This is a genomic window from uncultured Faecalicoccus sp. (assembly GCF_944325745.1).
Lineage (GTDB): Bacteria > Bacillota_I > Bacilli_A > Erysipelotrichales > Erysipelotrichaceae > Faecalicoccus.
The window spans coordinates 1-14,132 of sequence record NZ_CALVBG010000001.1; the positions used below are offsets into that span (position 1 = coordinate 1).

The 14,132-nt window shown below is 38.2% G+C and carries 13 protein-coding genes; 2 read left to right on the forward strand and 11 right to left on the reverse strand.

What is annotated here, in order from left to right; genetic code table 11:
• Positions 1–415: 415 nt before the first annotated feature.
• Genes Q0J48_RS00005 through Q0J48_RS00015 form a run of 3 tightly spaced genes read right to left on the reverse strand, consistent with a single transcriptional unit; the run spans position 416 to position 3,423 of the window.
• Positions 416–1,345: a hypothetical protein gene (locus tag Q0J48_RS00005; RefSeq protein WP_296240117.1), complete on the reverse strand. Its 930-nt coding sequence runs from the start codon at positions 1,343–1,345 to the stop codon at positions 416–418.
• A gap of 18 nt (positions 1,346–1,363) precedes the next feature.
• Positions 1,364–2,110 carry a glutamine amidotransferase gene (locus Q0J48_RS00010; protein ID WP_296240124.1) on the reverse strand — a complete coding sequence of 249 codons (747 nt, stop codon included), beginning with the start codon at positions 2,108–2,110 and terminating at the stop codon, positions 1,364–1,366.
• Positions 2,107–3,423, reverse strand: coding sequence for a Mur ligase family protein (locus tag Q0J48_RS00015; RefSeq protein WP_296240128.1), 1,317 nt, complete (start codon positions 3,421–3,423; stop codon positions 2,107–2,109). The genes Q0J48_RS00010 and Q0J48_RS00015 overlap by 4 nt, the downstream gene beginning before the upstream one ends.
• Positions 3,424–3,546: 123 nt before the next feature.
• Here Q0J48_RS00015 and purC point away from each other — a divergent pair, with 123 nt between their 5' ends.
• Positions 3,547–4,260, forward strand: coding sequence for a phosphoribosylaminoimidazolesuccinocarboxamide synthase (gene purC, locus Q0J48_RS00020; protein ID WP_296240135.1), 714 nt, complete (start codon positions 3,547–3,549; stop codon positions 4,258–4,260).
• A gap of 2 nt (positions 4,261–4,262) precedes the next feature.
• Positions 4,263–5,693: an adenylosuccinate lyase gene (purB, locus tag Q0J48_RS00025; protein ID WP_296240141.1), complete on the forward strand. Its 1,431-nt coding sequence runs from the start codon at positions 4,263–4,265 to the stop codon at positions 5,691–5,693.
• Between the two features lie 20 nt (positions 5,694–5,713).
• On the opposite strand, the gene Q0J48_RS00030 is transcribed toward purB, so the two are convergent.
• The 8 genes from Q0J48_RS00030 to dxs are packed head-to-tail and all read right to left on the reverse strand — an operon-like array spanning position 5,714 to position 14,124.
• Positions 5,714–6,337: a SprT family zinc-dependent metalloprotease gene (locus tag Q0J48_RS00030; RefSeq protein ID WP_296240143.1), complete on the reverse strand. Its 624-nt coding sequence runs from the start codon at positions 6,335–6,337 to the stop codon at positions 5,714–5,716.
• On the reverse strand, positions 6,325–7,173 hold the full coding sequence (locus tag Q0J48_RS00035; RefSeq protein ID WP_296240148.1) for an Mrp/NBP35 family ATP-binding protein: 849 nt from the start codon (positions 7,171–7,173) through the stop codon (positions 6,325–6,327). Before Q0J48_RS00035 ends, Q0J48_RS00030 begins: the two co-directional genes overlap by 13 nt.
• Positions 7,174–7,177: 4 nt before the next feature.
• Positions 7,178–8,080 (reverse strand): tyrosine recombinase, encoded by a 903-nt coding sequence (locus tag Q0J48_RS00040; protein ID WP_296240158.1) that lies wholly within the window; start codon positions 8,078–8,080, stop codon positions 7,178–7,180.
• A gap of 12 nt (positions 8,081–8,092) precedes the next feature.
• On the reverse strand, positions 8,093–8,743 hold the full coding sequence (locus Q0J48_RS00045; RefSeq protein WP_296240163.1) for a methyltransferase: 651 nt from the start codon (positions 8,741–8,743) through the stop codon (positions 8,093–8,095).
• Positions 8,736–9,908 carry a DNA polymerase IV gene (gene dinB, locus Q0J48_RS00050; protein ID WP_296240164.1) on the reverse strand — a complete coding sequence of 391 codons (1,173 nt, stop codon included), beginning with the start codon at positions 9,906–9,908 and terminating at the stop codon, positions 8,736–8,738. The genes Q0J48_RS00045 and dinB overlap by 8 nt, the downstream gene beginning before the upstream one ends.
• On the reverse strand, positions 9,901–11,550 hold the full coding sequence (locus tag Q0J48_RS00055; protein ID WP_296240165.1) for a DNA repair protein RecN: 1,650 nt from the start codon (positions 11,548–11,550) through the stop codon (positions 9,901–9,903). The genes dinB and Q0J48_RS00055 overlap by 8 nt, the downstream gene beginning before the upstream one ends.
• Positions 11,547–12,278, reverse strand: coding sequence for a TlyA family RNA methyltransferase (locus Q0J48_RS00060; protein WP_296240173.1), 732 nt, complete (start codon positions 12,276–12,278; stop codon positions 11,547–11,549). Before Q0J48_RS00060 ends, Q0J48_RS00055 begins: the two co-directional genes overlap by 4 nt.
• Complete coding sequence (gene dxs, locus Q0J48_RS00065) at positions 12,265–14,124, reverse strand: 1-deoxy-D-xylulose-5-phosphate synthase (RefSeq protein ID WP_296240195.1); 1,860 nt, start codon at positions 14,122–14,124, stop codon at positions 12,265–12,267. The genes Q0J48_RS00060 and dxs overlap by 14 nt, the downstream gene beginning before the upstream one ends.
• Positions 14,125–14,132 lie beyond the last annotated feature (8 nt).

Here is a 14,132-nt window from a genome sequence, read left to right on the forward strand (position 1 = left end):
CGGGTGCTTTTATTTTATTATAAAAGGGTAAAAGAACCGAATGGTAAATAATAGAATATATTTACAGTTATGTTGTATAACGACACATCAAAGGATGACAACTATACAATTAAATGCCATTTACTTCGCATAATGTATATTATGTAATTTATATGATTCTTAAAATAAGCTGTAAAATACATGAATTCATATAGAGATATGTGATCGATAATTCGTATTAATCTATAATTCTTATATATTTAATCCCTATACAGTTTATTCTCTATTTATTTTCAATATGATTACTTTGTTCAGATCTTTTGTGTTTCTCTGATTTGCATTTATATGTATAAGTATCCATAAAAGTGATTCTCGATGCATTTCAGAGGATCTCCATAAATCGATTGATTTAAAAAAAGCATCACAAGAGATGCTTTTAGTCTGAATATGAAACTTCCATGGAATGTGTGATTCCAAAAGCTCTGGATACTAAATCTAGATCAAAACAATCTTTGGTTCCGCTTTTATAATTGATGGCAGCATTCTCAAATGTAAATCCCACATTACAATCTATGGATTGTTCAGGATCTAAATATTCAACAATGTACCCATAGGCTTGACCTGTAATCTCAGATGTTTTAGGTTCTAAACTATTTTTAGTAAAATCAATCTTTTTGATTTGATCTTCATTCATTTTAGAAAAATCACCTAATGATTCAAATTCAGCGAGGTCTAATCCTTTTAAAGTTGCTTGCGGTTCAAAATAAGGAACCGTTATTTGTTGTTCTGTTTTATTCGTGTACGTAATTATAAAATTAGACAATGTTGTTGTTCCATTTTCGAAAGTGGCATCGCACTGACTTGCATCAATATCAATTTTTAGAGCTTTGTCTTCATAAATTGTGAATTTAAGCTTATCCGATTCTTGAATATCGTGATTATCTGCTTTTCGGATATCAACACTTTCAAATGATACAAACTCATCTAAACCATTAAAGTAAAATCCCATATCTTCTTGATTTGAATTTGGGAATCCAATATATCCATAGATATATGCAGTTTGTTCTGGCAATACTGTCGAAATTGGCATGGATTCATGTTCATCAATCGGATTGATCTTATCATTTCCTTGGTCAGTGATCGAATAGATGACTTCATCTGTTGTATATGTTTCTTTTGAATCATTTGCAATCTTTGCCATATAGTAGTAATAGATCGAATTACTTTCGTCGTTTGTAATCGTCATAACATCCATTAATTCAAAGCTAACATCATCTGCAATCTCGATAGTCGGTTCTTTGGGTGTGCATCCGACAAAAACAAAACAACAAAATATAGCGCAAATGAATGAAATCATTTTTTTCATTTTATCTTCCATCCTTACTTATTTGACTTGAAAACGTTGTAATAAGACTTCCCTTGCTTTAGTTTCAAAAGGATTGTCAATAGGATCTAAATCAGAATACGAAAAAGATCGATTTCTTTTCTGCAAAGCTTTGGTAATGACAAAATCTGCAACTTCCGGATTTTTCGGTAATAAAGGTCCGTGCAGATATGTTCCCAAAATCTTTCCATCATAATATCCTTCATAGCCTGCATCAAAAGAATTTCCGCATCCTCTCAAGACTTTTCCCAAAGGAGAGTTCACATTCCTTGTTTGCCCGCCATGATTCTCAAAGCCGATGATCTTGGTCTCTAAATCATCTAATTTTGCATCAATAACAATATTGCCAATGCATCGTTTCCCTTGCTCTCCAGTATCCGTAAAATAGGGGTAAAATCCTAATCCGTTGATTTTTGATCCATCGGCAGCGATATAATATTGGCCAAATAATTGATATCCGCCGCAAATTAAGAGAATAAATGTATTTTCGTCCATGGCTTTTTGAAGATTGTCTTTTCTTGATAATAAGTCAGGAATCAAGCTGATCTGTTCTTTATCAGCGCCGCCTCCCAAGAAAATCAGATCATAAGTAGAGAGGTCTTTCTCTTCCTGGATCCCGCAAGTATCTAAGTTAAATTCAATGCCACGATCCTCGCATCTCTTTTTTAAGACCATCATATTCCCTTTATCACCATAAAGATCCATGATATCATGATACATCCAACATACATTTATGGAGTAATTCATAGACCCATCTCCTTTACAATAGTGCTTCTAGTAGGATACAGTGCCGTATATGTTGCGATGACATATGTTTTTAGCCTTGGTTTGAATGATGCTTGAAGGGCTTTGTCCAACGCTTCTACAACTTCAATATCTCCCTTATAGTTTTCATAATAAATACGCAAGGCCATATCATAGGCTCTGGTTCCGGTACATACGACTTTTTTTGTGGAATCTTTGCATATTTTCTCAAAGAAAGTATCATAGATCCAGCTGACATCCGTACCATCTTGTTCATGATCATTTAAGACAATACAGACAACTTTATCCTCATTGTCTTTATCTATGACTTTCATGACCTCATTGGCCCCTGTCGGATTTTTGACAAGATTCAAGATGCATTGAAGTCCATCTTTAGTAAAATGCTCATTGCGTCCTAAAGGTTGAGGAGCATTTTTGAAGACTTGGATCGCTGCATCAAGATCAAGCTGAAAGACTTCTTTTACCGCTAGAACGGCAGCGCAATTATACATGGAATACATTCCTTCATATGGAGATTGAATTTGTTTTCCCTGGTAATAAAATGTTTCCTTTTCCAAATCAATGTTTTGTAATGGATATTTGATTTCCGGTGTTTTAAAATCACAGTTCGTACAAGAAAAAGAGCCAATATGTGAATACTGATAATAATCGTAACGTAATTTATGACCACATACTGGGCAAAACTTCCCTTCACTGGCTTCGTTGGTCTTGGATTGAGAATATTGATTTTGATCAAGGCCAAAATAAGTACAATGTGCTTTAGGCGCTTTTAAAGAAAGGCGTACAACATTTGGATCATTTCCATTTAAAATCAATTCGCCTGAATAATCTGGCAATACATTTTCAATGGATTCGATCAATTGTTCCATTTCACGAGCACGATCTAATTGATCGCGAAAAAAATTATTGACCACAAAAGCTTTTACAGGAAGATAAGGTAAAATATGTCGAACATTGAGTTCGTCGACTTCCAAGACACAAACAGAACCTTTGATCGTTCCCGATAAGGATGAATTCTTTAATAATGCGGTGGTGATTCCCGCTTTCAAATTATCCCCTTTTCGATTGGTTACGACATGGTAGCCAGCGTTTTGAAAAAGATCAGCAATCATATTTGCCGTACTGGTTTTTCCGTTTGTTCCAGTAACCAGAATGACCGGCCCCTTAAAATGAAGCTTAGAAAGAATATTCGAATCCAGTTTCAGGCCAATCGAACCTGGCATCGAACCTCCCCGTCCGATGATCTTCAATAAACTGGCGCTTACTTTTGTTGCGAGTATAGAAAGAGTTTTCATAAAATTCACTCCTTAGGCTTCATTATACCTTATGAAAACAACTGAATCAATTTCAAGAAGGTTTCACATTGAATTGCTTCTATAGCTAAAGTATAATGATACTGTTATGGGAGGAATTTAGACATGAAACAAATGGACATGATTTATGAAGGTAAAGCAAAAAAGGTGTATGCAACCGATGATCCTAATTATGTGATCGTCGATTACAAAGATGATGCCACTGCTTTTAACGGGCAGAAAAAAGGTACGATCGTAGGAAAAGGTGCCATCAACAACCGCATGACGAACTATTTGATGAAGGTATTAGAAACAAAAGGTGTTCCAACACATTTTGAGGAAGAAATCGATGATCGCCGGACTGTTGTTAAAAAAGTGGATATCATTCCCTTGGAAGTCATTATCCGCAATAAAGCAGCTGGAAGTTTTTCAAAACGTTTAGGGATTGCGGAAGGTACGGAATTAAAATGCTCTACTTTAGAATTTAGTTATAAAGATGATGATTTAGGAGATCCACTGATCAATTCTTATATGGCTAGAGCCATTGGAGCTGCTACGCAAGAAGAAATCGATACAATCACGAAATATGCATTTACTGTTAATGAAGTTTTAAAAGAATTCTTTGCAGGAATTGGTATTGAATTGATTGATTTTAAACTTGAATTTGGAAAAACTTCAGATGGTACGATTGTATTAGCCGATGAAATCAGTCCAGATACATGTCGTTACTGGGATATCAAAACTGGAAAACACTTAGATAAAGATACGTTCCGTCGCGATCTGGGTGATCCAGAAGGTGCTTATCAGGAAGTCTTCAGACGAATGGGATTTGGTGAATAGTGATGAACGAATACTATCAGTCTCCCCTGTCTCAACGTTATGCTTCCAAAGAGATGCAGGCATTGTTTTCAAACGATAAAAAATTCAAAACTTGGAGAAGACTGTGGATCGCATTAGCACAGAGTGAACAAGAATTGGGTTTGGATATCACCGATGAACAAATCGAAGAATTGATTGCTCATAAGGACGAGATCAACTACGACGTTGCCAAGGAACGAGAAAAAATCGTTCGACATGATGTAATGTCGCATGTCTATGCTTACGGACAACAGTGTCCTAAAGCGAAAGGCATCATTCATCTGGGAGCCACTTCCTGCTATGTCGGAGATAATACCGATCTGATCATTATGCATGAAGCGCTGGAACTGGTACAAAAGAAAATCGTCAACGTTTTGGCTAAATTGAAAGACTTTGCACTGCAATATAAGGACATGCCTTGTCTGGCTTTTACACATTTTCAGCCTGCTCAGCCAACGACAGTAGGAAAACGAGCCAGTTTATGGGCCCAGGATCTCTATTTAGATTATTTAGAGATTGAACATCTATTGGCAAACAAAAAATTGCTCGGATGTAAAGGAACAACTGGAACGCAAGCCAGCTTTATGGAATTGTTTGAAGGCGATACCGATAAGGTCAAAGCACTGGATCAAAAGATTTGTGAAAAAATGGGATATCAATCCTACTTCCCTGTTTCCGGTCAAACTTACACCAGAAAGTATGACACTATGGTTTTACATACTTTGGTGGGAATTGCTCAAAGTGCCCACAAGTTCTCAAATGATATTCGTCTGCTTCAACATATGAAAGAAGTGGAAGAACCATTTGAAAAAGGCCAAATTGGTTCAAGTGCCATGGCTTATAAACGTAATCCGATGCGTTCGGAACGAATTGCCGCATTGTGTAACTATGTGATCTGTGATGCCTTGAACCCGGCAATCACTGCCAGCACGCAATGGTTTGAAAGAACACTGGATGATTCTGCCAACAAACGCATCAGTGTTGCCGAAGCTTTCCTGGCTATCGATGGTATTTTGGATCTGTATTTGAATATTACCGATGGCTTGGTTGTATATCCAAAAGTGATAGAAGCCGATCTTCAAAAGGAACTCCCTTTTATGGCCACAGAAAACATCATGATGGATGCGGTAAAAGCCGGCAAGGACCGACAGGAACTTCATGAACTGATTCGCCAGCATTCTATGGCTGCCGGAAGAGTTGTCAAAGAAGAAGGTAAACCAAACGATTTGATCGATCGCATCGCCAATGATGAAAATTTTGGTATGACCAAAGAACAGATCTTAAATATCATGGATCCGATTCAATTTGTTGGCCGTTCGGTTCAACAGACGGAAGAATTCTTCCAAGATTATATTGATCCTGTTTTATCAAAAGAAAAAGACGCTTTAGGTTTACACGCTGAAATCAACGTGTAAAAAGACCTAGCGTCTTTTTTTCATGATTCGATCTTTGGGATAGAGTATGAATTTAAGCGACGATGCACTTCACGATAAGATGGCATCCACTTCTCAACTTCTCTATAAAACTCTTTTTGATGATTTCGAATACGAGTGTGACAAAGTTCGTGAATCAGGATTGCATCAATACATTCCTGATCTGTAAAGATCAAATTCATATTCAAGCGAATACAATGCGTTTTAGGATGATAGCTTCCCCACTTAGTTTTATAGAAGCCTAGTTTCAATTGAATATCCGATATTTGCATCCATCTTGAAATCTCTTGAAAACGAGAAAAAAGATAGTCTTTTGTCAGTTTAATCAAGAAAGATTGAAAGATCTTTTGATCTTTTGGGATCCAAATTTGATGCCCTTTTACATCGATTCTATCTGGTGTAAAAATAATTTCAAACGGTTGTCCAAGAATGAAAATGGTATCTCCGCTCTTCAAATGAGATTCCGACTTTTGCAGTTTTGTTTGTATCCATGCTTGATTGTTTTCTACAAACTTTTTGATTTGCTTATCAGAAGTCCATAAAGGCGCTGTAACAACAATTTTTCCTTCTTTGACTCTGAGATACATCCGCTTGTTATTTTTGCGAATTACAACTATTTCTGACATTCCAGCTGTAAATCATCACACAAACTAGAAACAGTATCAGAAATCAAGGATTCCACGATATCTTTTTGGTTGTCATTGTATTCTGCATACTGATTGATGTCGCGAATCAGATCTAGCATAGGCAATGTGCAATAGATCTTTGTTTCATTTTCTTTAACGAACGAATCTAGATCACTTGTCTCATAAAAGTCAATTTTCTCCTGACAGTTAGGGCATTCCAAATAAGCCATATTTTCAATAACACCATAAACTTCGATATTCATTTGATGACACATATGGATCGCTTTGGAAACAATCATCGAAACCATCGGTTGCGGTGTGGATACCATCACGACACCGCTGACAGGCAATGACTGCATGATTGTCAAGGCTACATCCCCTGTTCCTGGAGGCATATCGATCAATAAAACATCTAAGTCTCCCCAAATCACATCTGTATAAAATTGCTTAACGACACCGGCGATGATCGGCCCTCTCCAGATGACAGGGTCGCTTTCATTTTTCATCATGAAATTTAAAGACATGATCTTGATATGATCTTCTGTTTCAATTGGGATAATGAAATTTTCTTTAGTCGCATACGCCTGCTCATGCTCTGCCGCAAATAAACGCGGAATGCTGGGACCTGTGATATCGGCATCCATGATACCGACTTTGAGACCTTTCTTTGCCAAGGATTTAGCTAACATAACGGTAATGGTCGATTTCCCTACACCGCCTTTTCCGGACATCACGGCAACAATTTTTTTAATGTGGTTATTGGGATTATTTTCAATTTGGCAGGATGATTGATCCTTTCCACAAGATCCTTGATTAGGACATCCTTCACATGACATAGTATTATTCCTCCTTTGATTCCTCTAGAAAATTAAAATACTGATCATAAGCTTTTGTCAATCTTTCGTTTTGAATATGCGTATAGATCTGTGTCGTTTGAATATCGGCATGACCTAACAGCTCCTGTACGACACGAAGGTCAGCATCGCCTTCCAAAAGATGAGTGGCGAAGCTATGGCGCAGACTGTGCGCTGAAATACGCGGATCTAACTGACATTCTTCAACTTTTCTCTTGATGAGTTGATGCACGTATTGTCTGGTTAAACGTCTTCCAAAACGATTGATAAAAAAATAAGGGGTACTTTTACGGAGCCATTGTGACCGTACCAGTTCCTGATAGTGTTTCATCTGCTGGATACAGCTTGAAGCTATGGGAACGATCCGTTCTTTATCCCCTTTTCCATGGACTTTGAGAATATGTTCCTGAAGACGAATCTGAACCGTTTTTAACTCACATAATTCACTGACTCGCAAACCGCACGTATACAATACCTCTAAGATCGTTTTTTCATAAATGGATTGATCACTTTGATCAAACGAGTCAAATAATCTTTGGATCTCAGCCTGTGTACAATAAGTCGGTAAATGTTTCTGTTTCTTGACTCCATGAACACTAAAAGCTGGATTTTGAATTTGCGGATGATTGGCAGAAGTAAATTCATGAAATCCATGAATACTGGAAAGCATACGATTGGCGCTGCTGGGCGCATGACTATCCAAATAAAACATCAAAAAATCTTCAACATCTCCCAACGTGATGGATTCCATTTTTTGAATCCCTTTCTCTTGAAGGTATTCTATATACGTTTTAAGATCTCGTCGGTAGCTGTTGAATGTATTGTTGGATCGATTTTCAACCACCCTAATTTCTAATAAATAATCATTGAAAGCTTCTGAAAGTTCCATGGTTTTATTCTATCACCGAATAATGATCGGTTGAAGCACTTTGCAATCGCAATTCGATTCCTTGATAGCTTCAATCAATACAGATTTCACAACATTTTGATCATAAGCAAATTGCAGCGTTTTGATCTGCATATGATGTTGATAAAGATTCTTGGCTATTTCGTTAAGACGATTAGGTCGATGGACGAAATAAAACCGTCCATTCGATTTTAACAGCCGCGAAACACACGAGATCAATTGTTGTAGAGTCAGATTGATCTCAATTCGTCCAAGCTGCCTTAAATCCATTTTAGTTTGTTCGTGTGTGCTTTGGATTGGAAAATAAGGCGGGTTTGAAATAATGACATCAAACGGCTCGTCTTTAAAGTCCAGGATCGAAGAGTGTACGATTCGAACGGGATGTTTAAAAGATGAAGCATTCTTTCTTGCCACTTCACAAGGTTCTTGTAAAATCTCAACCCCTACTAATTCTTTTACCTCTTGGCGATCGCAAATACTCAATAGAGCTGCGTTGTTACAGCCGACATCTAAAACGCGTTCCCCTTGTTTGATCTTCATAAAGTTCGCTAACAATTTAGAGTCCGTATTAAAATGAAAATGTTCAGGATGCTGATAGATTTGATTGTCAGGATCTATAAAATAATCTAATTGTAATTTACTCATTTCGATTCTCTTTCTTTAAAAGATCACTTGCCTTGAAAAAAGCTTTTTCCTGAAGTTGGCGATTCAATGTATCCAGAATTCTTTCGGTATCAGGGACTACTTCTTCAAAGATCGTTGGTTGCTGATGAACTTGCTCCTGATTTTTGATGGAACCCATATGGATCCCGATGTGACGATAGCCAATCGGTTCAAAATAAGTCTCTACTAAATTCTGTATTGCTTGATCCATGACAGGAAAACTGTTTGTATAAGTCCCTAGATTGGCAGAGCGTACAATGTTATGAAATTCAGTATCGCGTAATGACAAAGAAATCAGCTGTCCCATTTGCCCGTCGCGAATCATCTTTTGACTGAGTTCTTTTGTCAATAAACGCGCCTGATTAAGAACCTCATCCATAGTATAGAAATCACGCTCAAAAGTTCGCGATAAAGAAATACTCTTGCGAGAGCTGGACACCTCTAATTGATCAGAGCTCTTCCCGTGAACTTTCATCCATAACGCGTAGCCATTTTTCCCAAGAGCTTTAAAGATAAATTCTTTATTTTGATCATCCGCAAAATCACCGATCGTCAATATTCCCTTTTCTTTTAATAAGGGGATCGTCTTCTTCCCTAATCCAACGATTGCCTCTACAGGGAGCGGATATAATTTTGTCGGGATCTCTGATTTTCTAAGTACAGTGATGCCTTTTGGCTTTCGCATATCGGAAGCCATTTTGGCTAAAAATTTAGTCGGTGCGACGCCAATCGATACATTTAATCGGAGCTGATCGTAAAGATCATCTTGAATCTGAAAAGCTAGATCTAACGGACGTTTATACCGTTTGATAGTTTCTGTGACATCCATAAAGCCTTCATCGATACTGCACGGTTCGACCAAAGGAGTGTATTTTCTCAGAAGGTCAAAAAATTGAGAACTGACAGAGCGATAATAGGCGTAATCTCCTTGCACGATGACTAAGTCCGGGCATTTTTTCAAAGCCTCATACACCGGCATGGCCGAGTGCACCCCATATTCACGCGCGATGTAATTAGCAGTTGATAAAACACCACGTTTGGACAATGACCCGACGGCGACGGGTTTGGTCTTCAGAGAAGGATCTTTCAGCTCTTCGCAAGAAGCATAAAAGGCATTCAGATCCACATGAAATATAACTCTAGCCATGAATCTTTCCCTGGATCCTGTTCTTTAGATCTTGAGCCGCTTTGCGGGATGCTTCAGAGACGCCGCCGCTGGCCATCGTAGCCAATTCATCGATACATTGATCTGCATCTAACAAAACCACCTTGGTCGTCGTTTCATTCTCATCCGATGTTTTGATCACCGTATAGTGATCTTGTGCCCAGGCTGCTACACTGGCCAAATGTGTGATACATAATACTTGATATTTTTTCGAAAGAAATCGCATCTTTTCGCCCATTTTAAGAGCGACTTTACCGCTGACTCCCGTATCGATCTCATCAAAGATCAAAGTTTCAGTATAGGACTCTGTTTGAAAAACAACTTTCAGAGCAAACATCAAACGAGATAATTCTCCTCCGGATGCGGATTGTTTCAATGGTGAAAACGCCTGTCCAGGATTCATCGAAACAAGAAATTCAATTTGATCTGTGCCGTTAGCAGAATAAGGCTTGGAAGTACAACTTACTTTAAATCGGGCATGTTCCAACATCAAATCTTTAAAGTGAGTTTCCAAGGCTGAAGACAAGGAATCAAATGATTGTTTTCGCTTGTTTGACAAAGTTTGTGCAAGAGTCAGATATTGTTTTTCTTTAGTATTTAAATCCTTTTTTAGCTTTTCCAATAGATCTTCACGATGCAGGATCGCATCGATTTGATGCATCATTTCTTCTTTTCGCTGAACCATCGCATCTAAGGAGCCTCCATATTTACGGATCGCTTTTTTAAGTTTAAATTTTTTATCTTGAAGTTCATCTAATTGCTCGACACTTTGTAACAGATCTTCTTTGCGCTTTTCAATTTCGTCTTTCAATTCATCGAAAGCGTAATAAGTATCTTGGATCCATGAAGACTTTTCTTGGAGATTGCTATCATCTTGTAGATTTTTTCCTAATGAATAGAGGTTATCTAAAATTCCATTTTCCTGATTCAACAGCTGTAAACTTGCATAGAGTGAATCAATGGATCGCTGCGCATGAGAAGCTTCTTCAATTTGTTGATCGAGTTGATCAAATTCCTCTGGTGTCATGTAGAGTTCATCAATTTCATTACATTGTTCCGTTAAAAGATCCAATTGGTCAATATTTAACTCTTCTCCTTCGACTTTTTGATACAAAGTATATGCATCATCATAGGCGTAAAAGGCATCATTGACTTGATGACGCAATTCCAGAGCATCTGCATATTGGTCCAGCAGATCCATCTGGATTCGCGGATCCATCAAAGTATAGGTGTCCATTTGAGAATGAACATCGATCAATTTGGAACAAAGCTGTTTCACAAAGCTTAAGGTTGTTGCTTGTTGATTGATTCGAATGGAGCTCTTTTGGTTCGATTGAATGATTCTTTGAATAATCAGCTGATCTTCAATAAAAAATCCATTCTCTTCCAATTCTTTGACGATCGAATCATCCGGAAGAGTTAACACCATTTGTAAGATACAGCGATCTTTCCCTTTTCGAACGATGTTTCCTTGGATTCGTTCTCCCATTAAATAGCCGATGGCATCAATCAATAAACTTTTTCCCGCTCCCGTTTCTCCGGTAATGACAGACATGCCTTTTGAAAAATCAATCATGGCTGAATCAAATAAAATATAGTCTTTGACATATAACTGTTCAATCACGATAGACCCCTCCTTTTGTCTGCATACAGCATGAATTCCTGATTCCCGCTTCGTCCTTTTATCGGACATTCAGTAATCTGTATTTTTTCATAATATTGAAACATGAAATGTTGAATATCTGTTAAGATCGCCTCTTGAATCTTCTTATTTTTTAATACCCCTTTGGCATTTAAATACTGAGGACCACATTCAAACTGAGGCTTGATCAAGATGGCACAATGACGGATTTCCATTTGATCCAAAACGGGTTTTAAGATTGTTTTGCATGAAATAAAGCTGACATCCATGCATAAAAAATCAATGGAATCTTCAAACCAACGAGGTTCAATATAGCGACCGTTTCGACCTTCCATTTTGATCACACGATGATCTGCCTCCAGAATTGGATCCAGTTGGAAATGTCCCACATCTAAACTATATACTTTTGATGCATTCCATTCCAAACAGACTTGAGTAAATCCGCCCGTGCTGGCTCCTACATCTAGAACAATCTGATGATCTAAACGCACTTGATTTTCTTCCAGGCACGCTTTGAGTTTATAAGCTCCTCGAGAGACATATGTGTCCTTAAGATCCACTTCAATTTGATCTTCCGGGTCAACTAAAGTACTCGGTTTGCGTATTGTTTTTCCATTGACTTTAACTTTTCCCTCTTTGATCAGGTCTTGTGCTTTAGCTCTGGAAGAAACTTCATCAGCGAGTAAGATATCCAATCTATTTTTGGTCATGATTCTCGATTTCCTCAAACAAACTTTCAAGATCAATATGCTCTTTTTTGCGAAGAGAACGAATCGGACCATGTTGTACATAGTGGTCGCCGATACCAAGAATATGGATATTCTCTTCGATTCCATTTTTAAACTCTAAAATCGCACTTGATAAACCGCCGATACGAACATCTGTTTCGTAAACATAAATAGGAAGATTCAAGGCAAATAACTCTTTACACATTTCCTGGTCGATTGGTTTAAAAAAGCGGGCATTGACTACGATCATAGATAAATTATTTTCCTGGATCGTATGAATGATACGATCCACATCTGGACCATAACTGATAATGATTGCTTTGGGATCCGAGCCTATATCAAAGCGCTGCCAGGATCCGACAGGAATCAAATGAAATTCCATGTTGTCATTCACAACCGCCTGTCCTCTCGGGTATCGTATACAGAATGGATGTCTTGTAGAAAATGCCGTATATAAAAGGTCGTATGCTTCCTGTGCATCTTTTGGCTGCGACAGGATCAAATTCGGAATAGATCGTAAAAAAGAAATATCAAAAACGCCTTGATGCGTTTCGCCGTCGTCTCCCACTAAGCCTGCACGGTCAATCCCTACAACCACCGGAAGATCCATTCTTCCCAAGTCGTGATTCATTTGATCATAAGCCCGTTGAAGAAAGGATGAATATACACTCACAAAAGGACGAAGGCCGCCTAAAGCCATCGCTCCGGCCATTGTGATTGCATGCTCTTCTGCGATCCCGCAATCAAAAAAGCGCTGAGGATAGAGTTTGGCAAACTTGAGCAGTTTGCTTCCCTGGGCCATGGCTGGTGTGATCGCGACGATATCTTTATTGGACTTTGCCAAATCGATCAAAGCATCGCTGATGATGCTTGACCATGTCTTTTCATTGACCGGCAATTTCATCAGTGGCTGTCCGGTTTTAATGTTAAACGGAGAAACACCATGCCACTGGCCGATTTTATCTTGCTCGGCATAGCGATAGCCCTTCCCTTTTTTTGTTCTTACATGGACTACGATAGGCCCGTCATGCTCTTTGGCCGCTTCGAACACTTTGATCAAAGCAGGGATGTTATGTCCATCCACCGGACCTAAATAGTCTAAGTTGAATTCCTGGAACAATGGAGCATCAATCAAGCCCGATTTGATCCGATCGCGAATCGTAGAGAAAACTTTCAAAGTCTCATCGCCCATTTTATTATGAGGAAGAGTGACTTTGATATCATTTTTCACCGAACGATACAAGTGGCTTGATCGGATAGAGGTGATACGTTTTTCAACACCGCCGCGATTTTTCGAGATCGACATCGCATTGTCATTGAAAATGATGATCATTTTTCTTTTTTGGGCACCAATATCATTGAGTGCTTCTAAGCTCATACCACCGGCCAAAGCTCCATCTCCAATGACGGCAATGACTTCATAGTCTTCATTTTGTACATCTCTTGCGATCGCATAACCAAGAGCTGCACTTAACGAGGTAGAAGAATGTCCTGCTTCCCAACAATCATGAGGACTTTCTGAGCGTTTTTGGTAACCAGATAATCCATTTAGTTTTCGCAAAGTACCAAATTGTGTTGAACGTCCCGTTAAGATCTTATGCACATAGGATTGATGACCCACGTCAAAAATCATTTTATCTTTTGGTGAAGAAAAGACATAATGCATAGCGATTGTCGTCTCAACGATACCAAGATTACTGGAAAGATGCCCCCCTGTTTTTGAAATGGTCTGAATCAAAAAAAGGCGAATATCTTGTGCAAGTTCATCAAGTTGTTTCATGGAAAGTTTTTTTATCTGTGAAGGATCTTTGATATCGTATATCTGCATAATACTTC

Bases quoted from the DNA above. Each gene is read 5' to 3' on its own strand.
- Q0J48_RS00005 (WP_296240117.1), bottom strand. From the start codon at position 1,345: ATGAAAAAAATGATTTCATTCATTTGCGCTATATTTTGTTGTTTTGTT.
- Q0J48_RS00010 (WP_296240124.1), bottom strand. From the start codon at position 2,110: ATGAATTACTCCATAAATGTATGTTGGATGTATCATGATATCATGGAT.
- Q0J48_RS00015 (WP_296240128.1), bottom strand. From the start codon at position 3,423: ATGAAAACTCTTTCTATACTCGCAACAAAAGTAAGCGCCAGTTTATTG.
- purC (WP_296240135.1), top strand. From the start codon at position 3,547: ATGAAACAAATGGACATGATTTATGAAGGTAAAGCAAAAAAGGTGTAT.
- purB (WP_296240141.1), top strand. From the start codon at position 4,263: ATGAACGAATACTATCAGTCTCCCCTGTCTCAACGTTATGCTTCCAAA.
- Q0J48_RS00030 (WP_296240143.1), bottom strand. From the start codon at position 6,337: ATGTCAGAAATAGTTGTAATTCGCAAAAATAACAAGCGGATGTATCTC.
- Q0J48_RS00035 (WP_296240148.1), bottom strand. From the start codon at position 7,173: ATGTCATGTGAAGGATGTCCTAATCAAGGATCTTGTGGAAAGGATCAA.
- Q0J48_RS00040 (WP_296240158.1), bottom strand. From the start codon at position 8,080: ATGGAACTTTCAGAAGCTTTCAATGATTATTTATTAGAAATTAGGGTG.
- Q0J48_RS00045 (WP_296240163.1), bottom strand. From the start codon at position 8,743: ATGAGTAAATTACAATTAGATTATTTTATAGATCCTGACAATCAAATC.
- dinB (WP_296240164.1), bottom strand. From the start codon at position 9,908: ATGGCTAGAGTTATATTTCATGTGGATCTGAATGCCTTTTATGCTTCT.
- Q0J48_RS00060 (WP_296240173.1), bottom strand. From the start codon at position 12,278: ATGACCAAAAATAGATTGGATATCTTACTCGCTGATGAAGTTTCTTCC.
- dxs (WP_296240195.1), bottom strand. From the start codon at position 14,124: ATGCAGATATACGATATCAAAGATCCTTCACAGATAAAAAAACTTTCC.